At 44.2% G+C, this 22,781-nt stretch carries 15 protein-coding genes; 12 read left to right on the top strand and 3 right to left on the bottom strand.

The window, feature by feature from the left end; genetic code table 11:
• Positions 1–192: 192 nt before the first annotated feature.
• On the top strand, positions 193–3,690 hold the full coding sequence (locus tag HHL16_RS13760; RefSeq protein WP_240966140.1) for a hypothetical protein: 3,498 nt from the start codon (positions 193–195) through the stop codon (positions 3,688–3,690).
• Between the two features lie 471 nt (positions 3,691–4,161).
• Here the strand turns inward: HHL16_RS13760 and HHL16_RS13755 are convergent, their stop codons facing one another.
• A complete protein-coding gene (locus HHL16_RS13755; protein WP_169425769.1) occupies positions 4,162–5,139 on the bottom strand; it encodes a hypothetical protein in 978 nt (325 codons plus the stop codon).
• A 226-nt stretch (positions 5,140–5,365) separates the two neighbouring features.
• Between HHL16_RS13755 and holA the strand changes: the two genes are divergently transcribed.
• The gene (gene holA, locus HHL16_RS13750) at positions 5,366–6,364 is read left to right on the top strand and encodes a DNA polymerase III subunit delta (RefSeq protein WP_169425768.1); all 999 of its coding nucleotides are present in this window, start codon (positions 5,366–5,368) and stop codon (positions 6,362–6,364) included.
• On the opposite strand, the gene HHL16_RS13745 is transcribed toward holA, so the two are convergent.
• Complete coding sequence (locus tag HHL16_RS13745) at positions 6,348–7,289, bottom strand: bifunctional riboflavin kinase/FAD synthetase (RefSeq protein ID WP_240966138.1); 942 nt, start codon at positions 7,287–7,289, stop codon at positions 6,348–6,350. The two genes, holA and HHL16_RS13745, sit on opposite strands and share 17 nt — an antisense overlap.
• A 184-nt stretch (positions 7,290–7,473) precedes the next feature.
• On the opposite strand from HHL16_RS13745, the gene HHL16_RS13740 reads away from it, so the two are divergent.
• From HHL16_RS13740 to folB, 6 genes are all read left to right on the top strand, one after another.
• Positions 7,474–8,658: an AIR synthase-related protein gene (locus tag HHL16_RS13740; RefSeq protein ID WP_169425767.1), complete on the top strand. Its 1,185-nt coding sequence runs from the start codon at positions 7,474–7,476 to the stop codon at positions 8,656–8,658.
• Between the two features lie 401 nt (positions 8,659–9,059).
• Positions 9,060–9,917 (top strand): RNA polymerase sigma factor RpoD/SigA, encoded by an 858-nt coding sequence (locus tag HHL16_RS13735; protein ID WP_014217201.1) that lies wholly within the window; start codon positions 9,060–9,062, stop codon positions 9,915–9,917.
• A gap of 100 nt (positions 9,918–10,017) precedes the next feature.
• Positions 10,018–10,872, top strand: coding sequence for an alpha/beta hydrolase-fold protein (locus tag HHL16_RS13730; protein ID WP_169425766.1), 855 nt, complete (start codon positions 10,018–10,020; stop codon positions 10,870–10,872).
• Between the two features lie 17 nt (positions 10,873–10,889).
• Positions 10,890–11,768, top strand: a complete 879-nt coding sequence (locus HHL16_RS13725; RefSeq protein WP_169425765.1) for a DUF4249 domain-containing protein — start codon at positions 10,890–10,892, stop codon at positions 11,766–11,768.
• Positions 11,769–11,886: 118 nt separating this feature from the next.
• Complete coding sequence (trxB, locus tag HHL16_RS13720; protein WP_169425764.1) at positions 11,887–12,825, top strand: thioredoxin-disulfide reductase; 939 nt, start codon at positions 11,887–11,889, stop codon at positions 12,823–12,825.
• A gap of 83 nt (positions 12,826–12,908) precedes the next feature.
• Entirely contained in the window at positions 12,909–13,268 is a 360-nt protein-coding gene (gene folB / locus HHL16_RS13715; RefSeq protein WP_169425763.1) for a dihydroneopterin aldolase, read from the top strand.
• Positions 13,269–13,287: 19 nt separating this feature from the next.
• On the opposite strand, the gene HHL16_RS13710 is transcribed toward folB, so the two are convergent.
• Entirely contained in the window at positions 13,288–13,731 is a 444-nt protein-coding gene (locus HHL16_RS13710; protein ID WP_169425762.1) for a hypothetical protein, read from the bottom strand.
• Positions 13,732–14,170: 439 nt separating this feature from the next.
• On the opposite strand from HHL16_RS13710, the gene HHL16_RS13705 reads away from it, so the two are divergent.
• The 4 genes from HHL16_RS13705 (at position 14,171) to HHL16_RS13690 (ending at position 22,719) form a co-directional block, all read left to right on the top strand.
• Positions 14,171–14,455: a hypothetical protein gene (locus HHL16_RS13705; protein WP_169425761.1), complete on the top strand. Its 285-nt coding sequence runs from the start codon at positions 14,171–14,173 to the stop codon at positions 14,453–14,455.
• A gap of 366 nt (positions 14,456–14,821) precedes the next feature.
• Positions 14,822–17,866 (top strand): RHS repeat domain-containing protein, encoded by a 3,045-nt coding sequence (locus tag HHL16_RS25330; RefSeq protein WP_206022415.1) that lies wholly within the window; start codon positions 14,822–14,824, stop codon positions 17,864–17,866.
• Between the two features lie 86 nt (positions 17,867–17,952).
• Positions 17,953–22,257: a DUF6443 domain-containing protein gene (locus HHL16_RS13695; protein WP_169425759.1), complete on the top strand. Its 4,305-nt coding sequence runs from the start codon at positions 17,953–17,955 to the stop codon at positions 22,255–22,257.
• Positions 22,258–22,272: 15 nt separating this feature from the next.
• A complete protein-coding gene (locus tag HHL16_RS13690) occupies positions 22,273–22,719 on the top strand; it encodes a hypothetical protein (RefSeq protein WP_169425758.1) in 447 nt (148 codons plus the stop codon).
• Positions 22,720–22,781: the final 62 nt, after the last annotated feature.

The raw sequence follows: 22,781 nt of genomic DNA, 5'->3' as shown, positions 1-22,781 counted from the left end.
AGAGGACAGACATCGCCTCCTATCCGGATTCCGGCCTTTTCAATTATGAGAATTGCCAGTCTGCACTGTCGATATAAAACACGTAATGGACGAGAGACCGCTATCTCAAAACAATAAATACCAATTTTCTACGCTTTTTACATACTCCGTTTGAATTTACGCTAATATTGCGGGGTCCAAATGCCGACATTGTTGACCGCGAGAATATTGATACTGTTTGTGTTATTGGCCTGCTGCCAATCGCAACTCTATTCTCAGCAGCCAATACCCGGCAGACCCATATCGAATCTCCGCACCAAAAAGGTGAGTACAAGAACACCTAAAGTGCAACTCGATTCGCTGAGCCTCATCCCGAACACGGTGTACATCGCGGGTATACCCGATTCTGCTTACACCATCGATTTCATCAATTCGACACTCACCTGGCACGGAAGATTTATTCTCGACAGCCTTTATATCCGCTATCGCGTGTTCCCTACAAGAATGAATGCTGTAGTGAATCGCATGGAATACGATTCTGTGATGAATCGTTTTATCGGTCAGGCTTACTCGCCCAATTTTGCAGGCGTACAGCAAACCGATAATTTCTTCAGCTTCGGCAATATCAATTACAACGGTAGTTTCGGACGATCCATTTCCTTCGGTAATAGTCAGGATGCCGTAGTGACCAGCAACCTGAACCTTCAGCTGAGCGGTTATCTGGCAGACAGTATCGAAATAGCAGCTGCCATCACCGATAACAATATTCCCATTCAGCCAGACGGAACCACACAGCAACTGAATGAATTCGATAAGATATTTCTGCAGTTCAAAAAACGCAACTGGGCGCTGAGTCTTGGTGATATCGATATACGCGAGCAGCAGAATTACTTCCTCAGTTTCTACAAACGATTGCAGGGTATAGCGTTCGAAACCACTTCGCAGATCAGCAGCAATATCACCAATAAAGCGATGGTGAGCGGATCTATCGCCAAAGGAAAATTCACACGCGATATACTCGAACCGCTCGAAGGCAATCAGGGACCTTACCGCCTGAAAGGTGCGAACAACGAATTCTTCTTCATTGTACTCGCCAATACCGAACGGGTGTTCATCGATGGCGAATTGCTGCAACGCGGCGAAGATCAGGACTACGTGATCAACTACAATACGGCCGAGATCACTTTCACGCCGCGCCGCATGATCACCAAAGACAAACGTATTCAGGTAGAGTTCGAATATGCCGACCGCAATTACCTCAACTCGAATATCTATCTCGCCGATGAGCTGAGCATAAAAGACAAAGTGAAAGTGAAACTCGCCTTCTTCAACAATGCAGATGCAAAGAGTTCACCCATCAACCAAACGCTGGATCCTGCACAGAAGAAATTCCTCAATAACCTTGGAGACAGCATCACGCGTGCATTCTATCCGAATTCGTCGATAGATACATTCGCAGTGGGAAAGATCCTTTACAAAAAAGTAGACACGGTTTTCACCGGCGGAAGAGATTCCATCTACATTTATTCCACCAATAAAGACAGTGCAAAATATTCGCTTTCCTTCATCGATGTAGGGCAAGGCAAAGGAAACTACCTGCCCGATTTCAACGGAGCGAATGGAAAAGTATATCGCTGGGTACAACCTGTAAACGGACAACCACAGGGGCAATACGAAGCCGCGGTGTTTCTGGTAACGCCGAAAAAATTACAGGTGATGTCGTTAGGAGTAGATTATGCCGTGAGCAAGAACACCGAAGTGAATACCGAAGTTGCGATGAGCAATTACAACGTAAACACATTCTCTTCAAAAGATAAGGCAGATGATAAAGGATATGCAGCGAAAGCATCCATCAAAAACACCATACCGCTTCGCGGAAAGAATGGGCTGGCGCTCACTTCCAATGCCGGTTTCGAATTTGTAGAGAGCAGATTCAAACCGCTGGAACGCCTGCGGAATATCGAGTTCGGCCGCGACTGGGGTCTGCCGATCATTCCAACTCCGGCCAACGAATCCATCATCACTGCCGGGCTCGCCATTACCGACAATAAAATCAATTCACTCAAATATCAGTTCACCAATTACAACAGGGGAGGGGATTTTACCGGTATCCGCAACAGCATTTACCACACACAGGATCTGAAAGGATGGAAGTTCAACAACGTATTGATGCTTTCCAATGTAAATGCAACAGATGTAAAAGGAGTATTCCTGCGTCCTACATTCGATGTTAGCCGCACTTTCAAAAAACTGCACAACTACTGGATTGGCTTGAACTATGCCATCGAACACACATCCATCAAAAACAAAGTAACTGACACACTTACTCCGCAAAGTTTCTCTTTCAAGAATTTTACGGCAACCATAAAATCGGATATCAGCAAGGCGAATCAATGGGGCGTTATTTACACTACGCGAACCAACCAGTATCCGCTCGGTAAAGACCTGGTGACTTCCGATCGGGGACAAAGCGTGAATGTATTTACAGAGTTGCTGAGGAACGAACGGCATCAGTTCCGCTTCAACGGAACCTACCGCATATTGCAGATACTGAACGATAAAGTAACAACACAGAAAGCAGACAAGAGCCTGCTCGGTAGAGCCGAATATCTCTTCAACGAATGGAAGGGGCTGGCTATCGGAAGTGTGCTCTACGAAGTAGGATCGGGGCAGGAGCAGAAGCGCGATTTCGCATACCTCGAAGTGCCCGCCGGACAGGGAGAATACACCTGGATCGATTACAACAACGACGGCATTCAGCAACTCAACGAATTTGAAGTGGCCAGGTTTCAGGATCAGGCAAAATATATTCGCATACTCACACCTACGAACGATTTCATCAAAGCCAATTACAATACCATCAACTACACGGTTGCACTGAATCCGCGTGCAGTGATGGATATTTCAAAGGCGAAAGGATTCAAAAAGTTGTTGTCGCGCATCAATCTGCAATCATCGCTTCAGCTCAACAAGAAAGAGATCGCAAAAGGAGTGGTGCAGCTCAATCCGTTTAAAGCGCCGCTGGGTGATACGTCGCTGATTACACTCAATCAGATTCTGATCAATACATTTTCGTTCAACCGTTTCAGCTCGGCCTGGGGGCTCGATATCAACAACAGCCGCAACAACAGCAAATCTTTACTCACCTACGGATACGAAAGCCGCAAACTCGATGAATGGAGTATCCGCGGTCGCATCAACCTCACCAAACGACTTTTATTTGAATTAACAGGAAGAACCGGCATCAATCAGTTATCGACATCCAATGCAAAATTCGATAACCGCAATTACAAAATACAGCAACGATCTGTTGAGCCTTCGATCAACTTCATCAACGGAAGCAATTTCCGCTGGCTGGTAGGATACAAATTCATGAGCCGCAAAAATGAACAGGGAGCGAAGGAAAGCACTTCATCGAATTCGTTGCTCACCGATATCAAGTATAATATTCTGCAAAGCACCAGCATCAATGGTAAGTTCACTTACAGCAATATCAACTTCAAATCTACAGAACTCAATCCCAACGTAAACTCGCCGGCAGCCTACATTCTCTTAGACGGATTAATGCCGGGCAAGAACTTTCTCTGGACGCTCGATCTCACCAAACGTCTCTCCAACAACCTCGAGCTGAACATTCAGTACGAAGGGCGTAAGCCGGGCACATCGCGCATTGTGCATGTAGGCCGTGCGGCCATCAGGGCATTACTGTAGTGAATTGCTGCAGGTGCAATCCTATTTCAGTACAGGAATCTGAATACTGTTTCATTGGTTTCTCATTGGATTTCCATTGGTTTCAGTCAGCATCTAAACCGCCACCCATTGATTTCGCCTTACTTCTCCATTGGCAAAACGCTGAGATCGCCGGAAAACTCACGGCCTGGCGTCCTCAGCCTCCTCATCCTCCTTCTTCTCCCGGTAAAGCCGGTACTCATCATGCAGGCCGGGTGACGGGGTATCATGGCTCCGCACTTAAAACGGGTTGGGCGAGAGCCCCGGCCTTATTCCACTGTCCCATCCTCCATTCCCAGGCCTCATCGCAGTTAACCCCTCCCTGGCCTGTTTTTCGGCGGCGCCTTGATACCCCGCACCCGGCCGGGAAAAAATAAAAAAAAGTGCCCCGGCCTAAACCGGGGCACTTTTTTCAAACTACTATTATAATGCAATATGAGAGAGCGCGATTGATTAGCTGAACAGACCGCCTTTCTTCAGAGTCTGGGTTCCTTCGCCAATTTTGAAGCCATTGTGATAAACTTCAATCTTGTAGTTACCAGTTTTGAAAGCGCTGTTTTGTTTCCATGGGAACTCTACGTGTTTCTTTTTGCCAGTCTCGATATCAACAGGCATTTTGAAAGTGTAGAATTTGTCGCCTTCTTCACGGGTAGTGAATGTACCTGATCCCAGTGCTTCAACTGTTACAGGTTTTCCTTCCGGATCAGTAACGCTAACATATACTTCGGTATTGCCTGATTGTGCGATTCTGTTGTCTACATCGAATGCGATCACCAGTTTGTCTACGCGCTTAGCGGTTGTAGTTACTTTTTCACGACCACCGCTTTTTTCGTTGATCGGAGTGATGCTGATGTTAGATGCATTGAGCGTAGAAGCGATGTCTACTTTCTTTTCCAGATCTTGCTTCTGAGTTGTTGTAGTAGCGAGATCGGTAGTGAGTTTTTCTTTGTCAGCTGTCAGTGCTGTTTTCTCAGTAGTCAACACTTGGTTTTCCTGAGTAAGACGAGCTACTTCTGCTTCCAGGTTATTGATCTTGTCGTTCAACTCCTGAATCTGGCTTCTCAGTTCGCCTTTTTCTTTTTCAGAGAGTCTGTCTTTTTTCAGTTTCGCAGCGATCTGACCTTTCAGTTTAGAAATTTCGCTGTTACGCTCGCTGAGTTTTCCTTCCAGTTCATTGTTATGACCAGTCAGAGAATCGAGACGGATAACTGCTGCATCAAAACTTTTTTGCAATTCATTCTTTGAAGAGTCAACTGCAACGTATTGAGTTTTCAGTTGAGTGATTTGCTGATCAGACTTGTTTTTGTCCCACAGGAAATATCCCCATGTACCAAGGATAGCTACAGCCAATAAGCCGATAATAAGATTTTTTGAATCCTTCTTTGGAGGCGTACTTTGGGGGCTAGCTGATGGATAATTGGTTGTACTCATAAAATGTGTATGGTTTTCAAAAGTTTAAAATGTTTGGTTGCGCCGTGTTCGGACTTCGACCTGATTTAGGCCAAAACCATGCCAAAATTCATGAAAATGGGTAGTTTGAAAGTTGGGAAAACTGGCGAAATGCAGTGCAGATGGGGATTTGGATTGTGTAAAATTCCATTCGGGGTACGCTTAAATTTGGTGTAATATTGCGATAATTTTTTAAATCTCATAGTTCATGTCTGCGGAGAAAATAATCGGTGATTGGAAAAAGAAGAAATTCAAACCTGTTTACTGGCTCGAAGGCGAGGAAGATTACTTTATCGATACCGTTGTTAATTATGCAGAGCATGAAATACTTTCCGAAGGAGAAGCAGGCTTCAACCTCATGGTATTTTATGGTAAAGATGCCAGCTGGATTGATGTAGTGAACTCCTGCAAAAGATATCCCATGTTCTCCGAAAGGCAGGTGGTGATTCTCAAAGAAGCACAACAGATGCGTGATATAGATAAGCTGGAATCTTATATCGAGAACCCGCTATCATCCACCATATTTGTTGTATCGTATAAAGAAAAGAAAGTAGACGGAAGAAGCAAGCTCGCCAAAACCCTCAAGGAAAAAGGGGAGATGCTTACTACTAAGAAGATGTACGATAACCAGCTGCCCGACTGGACCAACGATCTCATTCAGCAAAAAGGAAGAACCATTTCTCAGAAAGCGTTGATGCTGCTGGTAGATCATATAGGTAATGATCTCAGTCGCATCAATAATGAGATAGATAAAGTGCTGGTGAATCTCGGAGAGCGCAACAATATTACGGAGGATGATATCGAGAAGTATGTAGGCGTGAGCAAAGAGTACAATCCTTTTGAGCTGCAGAGCGCCATGGCTGCAAAGGATCTGGCAAAAGCGATGAAGATAATTCAGTACTTCGAGGCCAATCCCAAAGCAGCGCCTATTCAACTGATACTCCCAACGCTGTACAATCTGTTCAGCAAAACCTATATGATTTTCGGACAGCAGGCAAAGGATGATAAAACCATTGCAGCTAATATTGGTGTGAATCCTTTCTTTGCGAAAGACTATATCGCAGCTGCGCGCAATTATGGATACAACGGTGTTGAATCAGCGCTGTTGTTACTGCATCAGTACAACCTCAAAAGTGTAGGTGTGGGAGACAGCGGCACTTCCGATGGCAGCCTCCTGAAAGAGATGGTTGCTAAAATGATGGTGTAAAATACCGGATGGAATTTTCTTTGTCGATGGCCAGCTGCGCTTTCAGTGCATCGAGACCATTGAACTTTTGTTCACCCCGAAGATATTTCTGCACGTATACGCGGAGTGTGGTTCCGTAAATGTCCTGATCAAAATCAAAGATGTTCACTTCGATCATTCTTTTGGTGCCGTCTACTGTTGGGCGCACACCAATATTCATCATACCTGTTTTGTATTCTCCAGTTTGCAGTTTTACCGCTACCGCATAAACGCCGTTTCCTGGGATGAGTTTTTCTTCCTGTGCAATCTGCAGATTGGCTGTAGGGAAGCCAAGTGTTCTGCCGAGTTTATTTCCTTCCACTACTTTCCCTTCAAAGAAGTAATCGTATCCCAGCAGTGATTCGGCGAGTTCAACATTGCCATTGAGAACGGCTTCGCGAATGCGGGTAGAGCTCACAGTGCTTTCGTTGATCACATGCGCAGGGATTTCTTTCAGTTCGAATGCGTGTTTGGCGCTGTATTCTTCCAGCAATTTGTAATCGCCTTTGCGGCCCTGGCCGAAGCGGTGATCGTATCCGATGATTACGGTATGCGGATGGAATTTTTCAATGAGGAAGTGTTCGCAGTATTCTTCGGGAGACAACTGAGAGAACACTTCGGTGAAAGGAACTATCACCAGATTATTGATGCCGTTCTTTTCCAGCAGTTCGATCTTCTCTTCGATGGTGTTGATGAGATAGACGGGTGATTGTCCGGCTGCCACCACTTTGCGGGGGTGGGGGTGGAAGGTAATGATGACGGTTTCGCCACCGATTTTCGCGGCTTCCTGTTTCAGCTGGTGGATGATCTGCTGGTGTCCGATATGCACGCCGTCGAAGGTACCGATGGTTACAACTGCGTTTGTGAACGCAGGCATCTGTTCTGTGGAATGGTAAACTTTCATCATTGCGCTGCGAATTTACGGCATGGCTGGTAACCTGACCAAAAATCCGTTTGGCTTCTGTAAAATGGAGGGATAAGTGTCAACAGAATGGAAGAACAATGGAATTATTCATAAGTGTTATGGATTTTTCCAATGAAAAACATGCAAATTCTCATAAAATTCTGTACATCTCTGTACTTTCGCGCCCATGAGTTTATATTCAAAACGAGGCGTTTCTGCACAAAAAGAAGAAGTACACAAGGCTGTAGAAAAGCTCGATCAGGGACTATACCCATTCGCGTTCTGCAAAATCTACCCCGATTTTCTTACTGGCGACAGCAATTTCGTGAATCTCATGCATGCTGATGGCGCAGGAACCAAGAGCATTCTGGCTTACCTCTACTGGAAGGAAACCGGCGATATCTCTATCTGGAAAGGTATTGCGCAAGACGCCATCGTGATGAACCTGGACGACATGCTCTGCGTGGGCATCCACGACAACCTGCTGTTCTCATCCACCATCGACCGCAACAAGAAGCTGGTACCCGGCGAAGTGCTGGAAGTGGTGATCAACGGATCACAGGCCATTTTCGACGAACTGAAAAAGTTCGGTGTGAATATCCAATACCTCGGCGGCGAGACCGCTGATGTGGGAGACGTGGTTCGTACCATCGCCGTTAACGGAACGATGGCTTCCCGCTGGCCCAAAGACCAATTAGTTACCAACGAAAAAATCCAGGATGGCGACGTGATCGTAGGTTTTGCAAGCTACGGTCAGGCTGTCTATGAAGATGCATATAATAGTGGTATCGGAAGCAATGGCCTTACCAGTGCCCGCCACGATATGCTGAATAAATTTTACGCGAAGCAGTATCCTGAGTCGTTTGAACCAGGCCTGGCGGACGAAGTGGTATATATCGGACCTTATAAAATGACCGACCCCATTCCGGCAGAACATGCAGCCGGATTGCCGGCGGATCTGAATATCGGAAAGCTGCTGCTGAGCCCAACCAGAACCTATGCACCCGTGCTGAAGGCGCTGATAAGCGAGCATTTCAGCGATATCCACGGACTGATCCATTGCAGTGGCGGTGGACAAACCAAGTGCATGAAGTACCTGCCGGGGGATTTCCGTATCATCAAAGACAATCTCTTTGAAGCGCCGGCCATCTTCCAGCTGATTCAAAAAGCATCGGGCAGCGACCTCAGAGAAATGTACCAGGTTTTCAACATGGGACACCGTCTGGAGGTATTTACGAAACCCGAAGCAGCCGAAGCAATGATTGCTATCGGAAAGCAGCTCGGAATTGAAGCGAAAATTGTGGGAAGAGTGGAAAAAGCACCTGCGAAAGAGCTTGTTTTACGTGTGAACGGGCAGGAGATCGTTTATTAATCGCATATTTAATGTATTCTAACTGAATTCGCTGCTAAAAACTTATTTTACAAAGTGGCGATTTTAACATATTTTTAATGACGAGGTAGTGGGTAACCCGCACATATTGCGTCTAATGAAGGATAGTCAATAGGGGTGCAGGTTACAGGGAATAGAAAGTTAACCGTTTTTTTACGATCATTACTTTCAAGTGTAGTATCAGCTGGTGTTTTAGCGTTCGTTTTTTCCACAGGGCTATGACATTTGCTATTTGCTTTTTACTTTTGCAGACGGTACTGGACGGGACCCGCTTCTAAACAGCGTGTTTTGCAGGAGTTTTGCAACTTCCCCTAAACAATAGTAGTCTTATTCATGTTGATACTGTTACCCCCGTTACAGACCAGTAATACTTATATACAGATATGAGACAGCTCAAAATTGCTACCCAGATAACAAATCGCGACTCGCAGGCAGTAGAAAAGTATCTTCAGGAGATTTCCAAGATCCCAATGATCACTCCGGAAGAGGAAACTGTGCTTGCGCAGCGTATTAAAATGGGTGACCAAAAAGCGCTCGACAAATTGGTGCAGGCCAACTTACGTTTTGTGGTTTCTGTGGCTAAGCAGTACCAGCACCAGGGCCTTTCACTTAGCGATCTGATCAACGAGGGCAACCTCGGTCTGATAAAAGCAGCCCAGCGTTTCGACGAAACCAAGGGTTTTAAATTCATCTCTTACGCCGTTTGGTGGATTCGCCAGTCCATTTTGCAGGCGTTGGCAGAGCAGGGCAGATTAGTCCGCCTGCCTCAAAACAAAATTGGCACCTACAACAAAGCCAACAAAGCGTACATGGCATTCGAGCAGGAACACGAGCGCGAACCATCTACCGAAGAGCTGGCTGAATTGCTCGAAATGAGCGAAACAGAGATCAACAATATTTTCCAGAGCAATACCCGTCACACTTCCCTCGACGCTCCCGTTCACGAAGCAGAGGATGTAGCCATGGGCGACCTGCTGGAAGGTGGCGATGATACTGATGATGATGTAATGAAAGACTCTCTCCGCAATGAGATTCGCCGTGTACTCAAATCGCTGAGTCCACGCGAAGCTGAGATCGTAAACGCTTACTTCGGCCTCGACGGCGAAAACGGCGTTACCATCGAACAGATCGGTCAGAAATACGATCTTACCAAAGAACGTATCCGCCAGATCAAGGAAAGAGCTATCAAGCGTTTACAAAAAGCGCGTTACAGCAACGCCCTGAAAGCATATTTAGGTTAGTAAGAAAATTAGGATTTGTGATAAAAGAGGGTCGTCTCAGCAAAGGGGCGCCCTCTTTTTGGTTTCCGACCAATTCCGCAACAATCAATCATTCTTCCGCATGAAAATTCTCAGTTGCCTTCTTCTTGTAATCCTTTCCCTGTCTGCTTTTGCGCAGAAAGGCCAACCGGTTGTAATTGCGCATTCGTTTCAGCTCGAATCGCCTGCCCTCAAAGAAAAAAGAACCATCAATATCTATCTCCCCGAAGATTATAACGCTAAGGATACCACGAAATATCCCGTGATCTACATCATCGATGGAGGAGTAGAAGAAGATTTCATTCATGTTACTGGTATCGTTCGTTTCAATACGCAGCCATGGATCAACCGTTTCCCAAGATCCATTGTAGTTGGCATCGAAAACACCAACCGCAGAAGGGATTGCACATTTGCCGTGCCCGATCTGAATTTCCTCGATAAAATGGGTTTCAAAAAAGAAAGCTTTCCTGCATACGGCGGTTCTGCAAAGTATATCGCCTTTCTGGAGAAAGAACTGCAACCATGGATGAAGTATCATTACAACACCAACGGCACCAATACCCTCATCGGCGAGTCCCTTGCCGGATTGCTGGCCACGGAAATACTGCTGAAACACCGCGATCTTTTCAGCAACTATATCATTATGAGTCCGAGCCTCTGGTGGGGCAATGAGTCCTTGCTCACCGAAGCTCCGCAACTGCTGAAATCAGCCGCCAATAAGCCTGTAAACGTGTATGTAGGCGCCTGCAGCAAGGATGAAGATAAAGTGATGTATGACGATGCCATTTCACTTCGTGAGGTGCTGCAGCAGCACGGAGGCGCCGCCACCAAAGTATTCTACGATTACCTGCCCGATGAAATCCATTCCACCATGATGCATCAGGCAGTGTACAACGCCTTCAAGCTGATCTATCCGCAAACCGCTTTGCAGAAATAGTTACATTTGACTACTGCATGAAGCATCTCTTGCCCTTCATATTATCCCTGTTGTTTTTTTCCTGCGAAAAGAATATCAACTTCACTCCGCGTGATGCTGGGGAGCAGGTAGTGGTAGATGCTTCCATCGAATCGGGCCGTTATCCCGAAGTGAGGCTCAGCCGAAGCCTTAGCTATTTCAGCAAACTCACGCCCGAATTGCTTTCCGGCGCCTTCATTCATGGTGCGGAAATAACGGTTTCAAACGGAACGAAAACACATCGTTTGCGAGAATACGAACGCACCCTTCAGGGAGGATTGAAGATCTACTATTACACAGCAGATTCACTTCGGCCTGCCAATGCATTTCGCGGTGAGCATGGGAAAGAATATCATTTGAGCATCACCGTAAACGGGAAAAAATATACGGCATCCACCACCATTCCCTACATGAAGAAAACGTTGGATTCCCTCTGGTGGAAACCTGCACCCAAAAGTGATGATCCCACCAAAGCCATAGTGATGGGGCGTTTCACGGATCCACCAGGTTATGGGAATTATATCCGTTACTACATGCAGGTGAATGATGGACCTTTTTATCCGCCTCTCACTTCTGCATTTGACGATCAGATTGTTGATGGCAAAACCTACGATATTCAGCTCGAAAGCGGCGTCAACCGCGCAGATGATATCGATCTCGAAGACTATGGCTTCTTCTACCTTGGCGAAACAATCACGGTTAAATTTTGTAATATAGATAAGGCCACTTTCGATTTCTGGCGAACAATGGAATACAATTACTCCAGCATCGGAAACCCCTTTTCATCACCTACAAAAGTGCTGGGAAATATCCAGGGCGGCGCACTGGGGTATTTCGGCGGGTTTGCAGTGCAATACCGCTCCATTTCGATTCAGTAAGCAATTCATCATGCGTTAAAGAGGTTATGCACAGTAAATTCAGGTGTTGATCCTATTGGCGCTTTATTAACGGTTTTACGGTTATTTTTGGCAAATTTTCAAATTAGCAAACAGCAATATGGCAAGTGAAAAAGTACATTGTCTGATCATAGGTTCCGGACCGGCAGGATATACCGCAGCGATCTATGCAGCAAGAGCAAACATGAAGCCCGTACTCTATCAGGGCATTCAGCCCGGCGGGCAACTGACCATCACTACTGAAGTAGAAAACTATCCCGGTTACCCCGAAGGAATTCAGGGCCCCGAAATGATGGTGGATTTTGAAAAACAGGCTACCCGCATGGGAGCTGATATCAGATATGGCCTGGCTACCAAAGTTGATTTTTCGCAACAACCCTTCAAGGTTTGGATCGACGATGAAAAACTGATGGAAGCAGATGCAGTGATCATCGCAACAGGTGCTTCTGCACGCTGGCTCGGACTGCCCAGCGAAGAGCGTCTCAACGGCTTCGGCGTTAGCGCCTGCGCAGTGTGCGACGGATTCTTCTTCCGTGGTAAAGACGTTGCCATTGTTGGCGCCGGCGATACTGCAGCTGAAGAAGCGCTCTATCTGTCGAAGCTCACCAAAAATGTAAGCATGCTGGTTCGTAAAGATCAGATGCGTGCTTCTAAAGTGATGCAGGACAGAGTGCTGGCCACACCCAACATCAAAGTATACTGGGAAACTGAAACCGATGAAATTCTCGGAGAAAATAAAGTAGAAGCTGTTCGCGTGAAAAACGTGAAAACAGGCGCTACTGAAGAGATCCCTGTTCAGGGCTTCTTCGTAGCAATCGGGCATACGCCAAACTCGGACATCTTTAAAGGATGGCTGGATATGGACGAAGCTGGCTACATCAAAACCATCCCCGGTACTTCCAAAACCAATATCGAAGGCGTATTTGCTGCCGGAGATGTGCAGGATAAGATCTATCGCCAGGCTGTAACAGCCGCTGGTAGCGGATGTATGGCTGCACTGGATGCCGAACGCTACCTTTCTGCAAAGGGATTGGTATAGTCCGAGTAGCAAAAAAATAACATATAATTTCTCAGGTTATAACTAATTTGGCCGCGTCTCTCAGATGGGGCCAAATTAGTTTTATGGTATCAATCGAACTGCAAAACCTGCAACTGCACGCGTATCACGGATTGTATGATGGTGAAAAGAAAACCGGTAGTCCGTATGAAGTGAATGTAAAAGTTTCCTACGACGAAGGAAATGCTCAGTTCGATGATATCAGAAATACCATCAACTATGTTGAGGTGTTCGAAATTGTAAAGAGATGTATGGCAGTTCCCACGCCATTGCTCGAAAAAGTTGCGGAAGGAATTATCCGCAGAATCAAACACCAGTATCCGTTTTCCAAAGAAGTGATTATTTCGATTTATAAGCTGGAACCTCCGATAGAGAATATTCAGGGGAAGATCGGGATTTCGATGAAGAAGGAGTGGGAGCGATAGTTCAATTATTGCTGACGCATTATTGCGAAGATGGTCTTGTGCCTAGTAATTTCAAGTGATATTTATTGGTCAGGCAAAGTCCGGAAAGATTATGGGCTTCGTATACATCTTTTACCTTCTCTCTTTCAAGTAATACTGTTGTACCGTACCAGGAGAATCCTCCTATATGGAGGTTACTTCTTATGTCGATGATTGTATTGTTGATGGTGAGTGGTTCTGTGAGTGATCTTACAATAAATGAATAAACTTTGCCAACTTTCACATCTGCACAATCAGTGTTGATCTTTCGCGAAACTATTTTGTACAAAGCGCTGTCAGACTGCTTTTGGACGTATATCAGATATATTTTTTCTGCAGAATCGATACTTGTTACGGTGAATTTCTCATACAATTCTTTAGTGGGATCATATTCGTTTGTGCCTGGAATGTATACTTGAGTTTTGGGTTGAGCAACAATACCCATACATATAGATATTCTTCTGGAACAGCCTGAGAGAAGAAGAGTTAGTAAGCAGATTGTTGTTACAAATCGGGAAACATGCATGCTGAACATTTTTGGGTTACAGGGACAAGGATGCCGGATTGATTGTTTTTACATAGTGGAAACTATGCGCTGCATTTTCAGTCAAGCCGGAGCAGAAATCCGGTTACTTCAAACAGGAAGCCAGTGGTGAGAGCAAGTCCGATAATCAGGGTTTTCATGTATTCTTTTCATTTTGTCGATTGTCCAAGATAAGAATATGGGGATATTCTCTATATTGGACCTGCCTAAGATTTCACTTCTAATCCTATCCGTATTGTTGTGAGATTGATTTTCAAACTTAACTCAGTGTTTGTTTCTCATATTGCCTCAGTGCAATGGAGAAGTGATGGTTTGGCCATGAACTTTCTCTCACGTTTTTTTGAAAATCTCCAAAAACAATCTGAAAACATTCAAAACAGGATCGATACCGTTACTGAAAAGGCATTTCAACGTTCTTACCCGACAGGGAAAGACAATGGTTACGATCGATTCTGCAGATATAGAACTGCTCTTCCCGATAACGAATGATAAGCATGCAGCCCTGCATCAGACATTGAAAGGAATAGCCAACGCTTCTGGTTCAATGGAATACCTTCCATATTTCGGTACACCGAAAACTTTCCAGCATCAAAGGGAGAGTTATCGATACACGATTGCAAAGTAGCTTATGGGGTATTAGCAAGATCATTTCATTGAGGTACAAACTATACAAAAGGTCAAACTTCAACTATTACTGGATTTTCCGAATCAGCATCTGCGATCGCAGAGGCAGGCTCCGGAATTCAAGCCAGGATAGTGTTTCAAACAAGAGAGATTGATCAAATTAACCATTCATTTTATGAAAGGATTGCTTCTGTTATTATTAAAGAATATTTTCAGCACCACATTGCTATTGTTATTTTTTCCAAAGTGCATCAATGCTCAGGAAGCAGGGATACCAAAGGTAATACCTCCCTCTCCGGCAGCTATCTCATCATTGGCTGCAATAAATAATTCAAACAGTTTTTATACGGGCAAACTATCCGCATCAGTGCCTTTATGGGAGATTGTTACGCAAAGTTTTCAGATCCCTATCTCGTTAAATTATACCGGAGGAAATGGTATAAAACTCGAAGAAGTTTCTTCCTGGGTTGGCTTGGGTTGGGGCCTGGTGGCGGATTTCAATGTTTCGAGAGTTGTGAATGGTTTTCAGGATGATAAATACAAAGGCTTTCTCGACATGACCGAAATCCCGGTAAAAAATCAGGCCAATGCAGGTTTATACCAGGAGTTCGCGAAAGGAGAGCGCGACAGTGAACCTGATTTTTTCAGTTACTCTTTGCCCGATGGTGAGCAGGGGAGTTTCGTTTTTGATTTGGCTGACAGCGTTAAGTTGAAAGAGAAAAAGAATATCAAGATCAGTTATTCGAGAGACAACAATAATCTAATTAATGCATTCACTATTATAGGAGCCAATGGTAACATTTACTACTTCACGAGCGCCGAAAAAACCTTTTCCTGGCTAACTGATGCCCCGCCGCTTAGTGATCCTAACTATTATGCCACGTCGTGGTACCTTACCAAGATGGTGAATCATAACAGAACTGATTCGATTGTTTATGAGTATAGTCAGGACACTTACAGCATAACCAATGAAATACCAGTGTCTGAATATGTCAGCAGTGGTGGGGAGCTATCAAGATATTCTGATACCAGATACCAGGCCTCCCGATTGAGCAAGATCAGGTTCAGTAAAGGAGCTGTAGAATTTATTCCTTCCACTATCAGCAGAAAAGATGTTGGATGTTGCACTCCCTTTCTGGACAAGATCCTTGTGAAAAATAATCAGGGAACTCTCCTGCGAAGCATCCAGTTCAATTATGCCTATTTCACTGTAAATGGCAATTACGCAGTAACAGATAATATCAATTCAACCGGCATAAGGTTGAAATTATTATCGGTGGTAATAAGTCCCGGCGGAACTGGTACTGGGCCGGGCCTAGAAACAAAGTTCGAATATTTTGAAGACTATCGTTTGCCTGAAAGGAATTCAAAAGCGCGGGATCATTGGGGATATTACAACGGCAAGTCGAATACTACACTCGAACAAAAAAGAACTGTAAAGATCAAGACCCTTGGTGGTCCATGGGAAATTGTTGAACTGGGACAGGCAGACAGAAGTCCATCATTTGAATATGCAAAGTCCTATCTTCTTAAAAAGATAACTTATCCAACTGGCGGAACTGCCGACTTTACTTTTGAAGCAAATACTGTGAAGAGTAATAAACTGTTTAAGAAGGAAGCAGTGGGTGCTTCCGTAATACAGGCACCTGGTGAAATGATTAAGACCATTACCGTTACCAGTGCTTCACTCCAACAGGTAAAAATAACCGTCAGGTGCCTCATTGCCGACCTCGACGCTACCTTGCCTCCGGGCCAGGTTGTTTACAGAATACTTTTTATCAGGCAATCGGACAATATAGAAGTACAACGCCTCGAGTATTATTCACTTACTAATCCTGCTTCGCGCGCTAACAGGTCTTTTTATATTGCTCCTGGAGTTTATTCCGTGCAGCTGCAGGTAGTGGTTAATACCAACGATATGTTTGCATCTTTCCCATACAATTATGAAAATGAAACAGCATGCAACAATTGTGAGGTTGGGGGAGTGCGGCTCAAATCAATTGTGAACTTTGATGGAATAGGGCAATCGCTGCGTAAAACCTATAACTACGAAGATTCCACAGGTGTGTCTTCAGGAACACTTGCCGTGATTCCTGAGTATGGTTATTATCAGATCAACGACCAGGGGGTTCCATTCGGATACGTTTCAACTGTTACCTCAAGCTATCCGATGACCACCACACAGGGAAATACAGTAGGTTATGGAAAAGTGACTGAGTCTGCTGATGCTGGATATTCAAACGGAAAAACAGAATATTATTTTACAACATTCAATGATTTTCCCGATAATGACCGCGGGCGAATATATTATGATTGCGATGACTGGGTAACCTATGATGGAGTACTGATGCACCGGTATCCTGTTCCCACTATAGACTCCCGCGATTTTTTGCGGGGATTGCTGAAAAAACGAATAGACTATCTTAATCAGGGATCAGGGGTGCTTACAAAAATAAAAGAAACGGAGAATATCTATGAAATAGCTAAATACAATACCTGCCAGACTGTTCATGTTCCTGATGAAAATCTGATGAAGGATTATATACGTCAGACTGCAGCATTTAAAGGCTCCTGGGGTCTTGGATACTATATCAGGGATTACGAATTATATGGTGGGTATGCGAAGTTGAAAGAAACAATTGAGAGAACTTATGTTGGTGGAAATGAAATCGCAGTTTCAACGAAAACCGACTATGGCCGAAACGCTGATGGGTATATCAATTCGTTTGTTCCTTCAAAAATAGAAACCGTCAATAGTGCCAATCAAACCATTACCACGCTATTGAAATATCCGGCTGATTTTGCCGGAACGGCTCCATATGATCAAATGAAAAGCCGCAATATAGTAAACCAGTTAGTGGAACAGGAGCAGTTGAACACCACGTTGAATAAACCTATTTCCAAATTAAGAATGACATATGGCTCATTTTTGAATAATACGCTGATTACACTGCAATCGGTTAACAAATCAATTGCCGGCAATGGGCTGGAACAGCAGGATGTTATTGAAGAATACGACAGTTTCGGTAACATATGTCAGGTAAAAGGTAAAGATGGAATTACCACCTCCTTTCTATGGGGTTACAAGTCGAATGAGCTCGTAGCCAAAGTTGTCGGCAGTGGGTATCTTAATGCAAGGCAATACATCAATCAGGCCATATTGGATAATGCTGCTACAACGGATGCCCAGATGCGCACCGAACTGAACAAGCTTCGTGAAAATCTTCCAGGCGCCCAGGTGATAACTTATACTTATGCGCAGTTAGTTGGAATAACCAGTGAAACAGATCCGAATGGAAACACGCTGTTTTATGAATATGATGCAATGGGGCGGCTGAGTCTGATCCGTGATAAGGATGGTAATATAGTCAAGAAGTTTAGTTACAATTACTGGGGGCAGGTGGGGAATTGATGCTGATGAAACAGCAAACCTGCATCATAATTACGCTTTACTCATTTTGAAACTCACATACAAAGCATTACTTCAAATACATTCTTATGCATTGTGGTAAACTACTGTTGATCCTAAGCATGCTGCTTTCATCATTGGTTCTGTGGGCTCAATCTCCTTTGCCGCTTCCTGCTGCTTATAGTGCTAATACAAAAACTAACTATGTTCGTACCTGGACGGCTACTGCGCCTGTTAGTGATACAGCTTTGCTGATCACAAAACCTTTGCAGGATGTAAAGCAGTCTACTCAATATTTCGACGGTTTGGGCAGACCCTTGCAAACCGTAGTGAAACAAGGCTCATTGATTACGGAAGGTACTGCTGCAGATCTGGTTAGTCCGGTTGTGTATGATGCCTATGGGCGGGAAGCATTGAAGTATCTGCCATTTGTCGCCAACAACACAGGAGGTAATACTTCTATCAGTAATGGAACTTTCAAACTGAATCCTTTTCAGCAGGATTCAGTATTCAATAAACAGCAGTTTCCCGGCGAGACCTACTACTACAGCAAAACAAACTTTGAAACATCTCCACTCAGCAGAGTTACCGATGTTTATGCACCTGGAAATAGTTGGGCTGGCAGCGAAGGAAACACAGATCCCAATACACGCAGAAATATCAGCAGTCAGTACCTGATCAATACAGCGGCTGACTCCGTACGAAATTGGTCGGTGAGCGCTACAAATGTGATCACAACGGCTGCGACGTATCCTGCAGGAACCTTGTTTGAAAATGTTTCTATCGATGAACACAAACAGCAGACTGTTGAATACAAAGACAAGGCAGGAAAGGTGATTCTCAAAAAAGTACAGATTACTGCTACGCCAACTACTGGTCATTCGGGTTGGTTATGCACATATTACGTATATGACTATCTCAACAATTTGAGGTTGGTGATCCAGCCCAAAGGAGTGGAACTGCTGCTGGCAGGAAGCTGGTCTCTGACGAGTACTATCCTTAATGAATTCTGTTTCCGTTATGAATATGATGAACGGAACCGGATGGTGGTAAAAAAAATACCGGGTGCCGGTGAAGTATGGATGGTCTATGACTTTCGTGACAGGCTGGTACTGACCCAGGATTCCGTACTCAGGGAGTCCAGCCCGAAGAAGTGGCAGTATACATTGTACGATAGCCTGAACCGCCCTGTATCATCTGGCTTGTGGAATAACACTAATGACAGAGCCTATCATAAAACGCAGGCATACAACAGTTCTGCGTATCCTAACCTGAGTGGTCAGACGTATGAGGAGCTCACTGCAACATACTATGATAATTATGCCTGGGCAGCTTCGCTGCCTGCTGCTCTGAAGGATTTTGAAACTACCCATGCCAGCGCATATTTATTGGCAGCATCGAACAGTGTTTGGCCTTATCCCCAGACCATGCAAACTACAGGTGCTACTCTTGGGATGGTGACGGGTAGTAAAGTAAAAGTGTTGGGTAGCAGTCCGGCACAAATGCTTACCACAATTAGCTTTTATGATCCTAAAGGCCGATTGATCCAGGCCCGCTCCCAGAACATAACCGGGGGTGTTGACATTGTATCCACTCAATATAGTTGGACTGATCAGCCATTGGTAACTGTATTAAAGCAGGAGAAAGCAGGTACCAATCCTCAGACACATATCATCGTCACTAAACTGGCTTATGATAGTCTTGGACGTATGCTAAACGTAAAGAAATCAGTTAACAGCACAATCAATGGCATAGCCGTTAATAAGCCTGAGCAGCTGTTATTGAGCAATGAGTATGATGCGCTTGGGCAACTGACTAAAAAATCATTGGGTGCTGTGGTGATCGATTCCTTGCGGTATGACTACAATATCCGTGGCTGGATGCTCGGTGTCAACCGTGCTTATGCCAAAGATGCCCACCAGAACAACTACTTTGGGTTTGATCTGGGCTACGATAAGATTGCCAATGGCCTGATAGGAAATCAATCTTACAATGCTGCACAATACAACGGAAATATAGCTGGTATTGTCTGGAAGAGCAGGGGAGATGGTGAGAAACGTAAATACGATTTTGGGTATGATGGTGCCAACAGACTGCTGAATGCAAACTTTACCCAGTATACAAGCTCTGCTTTTAATTTGAATGCAGGCCTTGACTTCACTCTAAAAGACATGAGCTATGATGCCAATGGCAATATCCTTTCGATGAGCCAGCGTGGCTGGAAGTTGGGAGGCAGTGCTACTATCGACAGTCTGCTCTGCACTTACAACAACAGTAATAAATTACAGAACGTTATTGATCGTAGCAATGATGTACAAACTAAATTGGGGGATTTCAGGAGTTCATCCCTTTACATGACTGCGCTCAGCAACAACAAAACTGCTGCTGCGGTGGATTATGTTTATGACGGCAATGGCAATATGATCCGTGATCGTAATAAGGATATCGGAGATGGAGCTAATAACGGCATTGTTTACAATCATCTCAATCTTCCTTCAGTTGTTACAGTACGAACCTCCGGCGGCGGAGTTAAAGGTACTGTCGCGTATACCTATGATGCTACTGGTAATAAGCTGCAAAAGAAAGTAACTGAAACAGGACAGCCGACTAAAACAACACTATATCTTGGAGGAAGTGTCTATGAAAATGATACACTTCAATTTTTAAGGCATGAAGAAGGTCGTATCCGGTATACAAAACAATATTTTCAGAATGGCAGCAGCCAATTCAAATACTTCTATGATTACTTTCTGAAAGATCATCTGGGTAATGTTCGGGAGGTTCTCACAGAACAAGCGGATACTGCAATGTATATGGCCACAATGGAAGCTGCGTACCGTGCTAAAGAAAATGCCCTTTTCTTCAATATTCCTGAGACAGCCTATCCCAGAGCATCTGTTCCAGGCACCTATCCTACCGATGCAACAACCACTCCGAATGACTCACTTGCGAGGTTAAATGGTAGCGGCCGAAAAATTGGCCCATCTCTGGTGTTGAAAGTAATGAGCGGAGACAAAGTGGATATTGCCGTAAAATCATTCTACCGATCCAATGGCGCAACGCAATCTTACAGTGATCCTGTTGCTGATATTCTTGCTGTTCTGGCAGGAGGTATCGTAGGAGTTGCAGGTGAAACAAAAGGCACTATCCCACAATTGACCACTCCGGTAACAGGCCCTCTTGCTCAGGCACTTACAACCTTCCGGACAAACAGTAACGGTACACCTTTAGGAAAACCCAAGGCTTATCTGAACTGGATATTGCTTGACGAACAAATGAAAATCGTTTCTACTAACGGCATCAGTAGCGCTCAGGTTGTTGGTAATGCAGATGAATTGACCACATTGGCCCCAGCACAGCTAAATATCCCCAGGAACGGTTTTTTGTATATTTATGTAAGTAATGAAACTCAGAACTGGGATGTATTCTTTGATAATCTGAGTGTGAAGCATTACACCGGACCATTAACCGAAGAAACACATTATTATCCGTTTGGATTAACGATGGCGGGGATAAGTTCAAAGGCCATAGGCAGGACGGATAATAAATACGAATACAATGGAAAGGAAAAACAGGAAAAAGAGTTCAGCGATGGAAACGGGCTGGACTGGCTTGATTATGGAGCAAGAATGTATGATGCGCAGATTGGAAGATGGTTTGTTCAGGATCGGTTTTCTCCAAAATTCGAATATGAAACGCCTTACAATTACGCAGGAAATAATCCGGTTCAAAATATCGATGTGCTAGGGGATTTTAAATTCCCGGCTAACAAAGAAGCATACTATAAGAAAAAATATCCTAATCTATACAAGTTTCTGCAATCAGGGGTTCAGGATCTCCTGAAGAGCCAACGAATTCTGGATGCCTATGCAAAATATTCAACGCAGAGCCAGACTGATTTGAAAAGGGATTTTGAATATGGAAAAGGTGCCGAGATCGAGGAAATGGGTGGTAATGCCAAAGGTACCCTTGTAGGTACAAATATCAGAGTAAATGAAAAAATACTCAGTCTGTATGAAAATGCGAAAACTGAAGACAAGGATGCTGCTCTGATGTTTTTGGTATTGACTCTGTTACATGAACAGGCCCACAGAGGAAATGTGGTTAATGGCAATAAAGCTAATGTTGCAACTAAAGAAGACGGCTATGCATTGGTAGAGGATGTTTACCTGACTGGCTCTAAATCACAAGTTGACTTTTTTAGTTTTAATTTTGATGACACTGATTGGCAACAGCAGGCACTTCAGGTTGGACGTACATTGATTGCAGAAAAAAGAGAGAAACAGCAAGAGGCTGATATACCTGCAATAAGGGCTTTGGGACTAGATAAAAAAACCACACAGTTCCTATCGGATATGCGCGTTGCAGGAATAAAAGTGATTATTTCAGAATGAGCAAATAATCGAAATATGAAAAATAAAGTATTTATTTCAATATGCCTGATGATTTGTGGCTTTTCATCTGTTAGCCAGGAACGCTCTGGTATATGTACTTTTCTGGAGAAAGTCTTAGGTACAGATTCGGTTAAACAAGGAATGCAACTGGAATTTCAGAATGACTCACTAACACTTATTGATGTAGAACACAGGCTTAATGATAAATGTGATCATATCAAATGGGGTGCTAATTATGTTAAGATAAACCAGGACAGTAGTTTAATTAAGCTTATCAAAAGCAGTGATCCTTATTTTATTTACAAAAACAAGTGCCATACATTTATTTTTGATTCATTTAAGAAAAGTGGAAGCCTTGTGAAATTCAGTATCCACCAGCCCTGCTCTGGTGTTTTGGTTGAAGTAATTGCAAGGTGGAAGAAAGAAATAAAGGTGATTTCGGTAACACGTCTTATATTATAGAGAGTAGAACTAATTCATGAAAAAGTAAAAGCTGGCTCCAGTGCAGGAACCAGTTTTTACTT

Origin of the sequence: Pseudoflavitalea sp. G-6-1-2, from assembly GCF_012927185.1 — a bacterium.
GTDB lineage: Bacteria > Bacteroidota > Bacteroidia > Chitinophagales > Chitinophagaceae > Pseudobacter.
This window is presented reverse-complemented; position numbering and strand designations above follow the sequence as displayed.

What these genes read in the sequence shown, in the direction of transcription:
- HHL16_RS13690 (WP_169425758.1), top strand. Translation starts at nt 22,273, where the DNA reads ATGAAAAATAAAGTATTTATTTCAATATGCCTGATGATTTGTGGCTTT.
- HHL16_RS13710 (WP_169425762.1), bottom strand. Translation starts at nt 13,731, where the DNA reads ATGGGTATTGTTGCTCAACCCAAAACTCAAGTATACATTCCAGGCACA.
- HHL16_RS13735 (WP_014217201.1), top strand. Translation starts at nt 9,060, where the DNA reads ATGAGACAGCTCAAAATTGCTACCCAGATAACAAATCGCGACTCGCAG.
- trxB (WP_169425764.1), top strand. Translation starts at nt 11,887, where the DNA reads ATGGCAAGTGAAAAAGTACATTGTCTGATCATAGGTTCCGGACCGGCA.
- HHL16_RS13755 (WP_169425769.1), bottom strand. Translation starts at nt 5,139, where the DNA reads ATGAGTACAACCAATTATCCATCAGCTAGCCCCCAAAGTACGCCTCCA.
- folB (WP_169425763.1), top strand. Translation starts at nt 12,909, where the DNA reads ATGGTATCAATCGAACTGCAAAACCTGCAACTGCACGCGTATCACGGA.
- holA (WP_169425768.1), top strand. Translation starts at nt 5,366, where the DNA reads ATGTCTGCGGAGAAAATAATCGGTGATTGGAAAAAGAAGAAATTCAAA.
- HHL16_RS13740 (WP_169425767.1), top strand. Translation starts at nt 7,474, where the DNA reads ATGAGTTTATATTCAAAACGAGGCGTTTCTGCACAAAAAGAAGAAGTA.
- HHL16_RS13725 (WP_169425765.1), top strand. Translation starts at nt 10,890, where the DNA reads ATGAAGCATCTCTTGCCCTTCATATTATCCCTGTTGTTTTTTTCCTGC.
- HHL16_RS13695 (WP_169425759.1), top strand. Translation starts at nt 17,953, where the DNA reads ATGCATTGTGGTAAACTACTGTTGATCCTAAGCATGCTGCTTTCATCA.
- HHL16_RS13730 (WP_169425766.1), top strand. Translation starts at nt 10,018, where the DNA reads ATGAAAATTCTCAGTTGCCTTCTTCTTGTAATCCTTTCCCTGTCTGCT.
- HHL16_RS13745 (WP_240966138.1), bottom strand. Translation starts at nt 7,289, where the DNA reads ATGATGAAAGTTTACCATTCCACAGAACAGATGCCTGCGTTCACAAAC.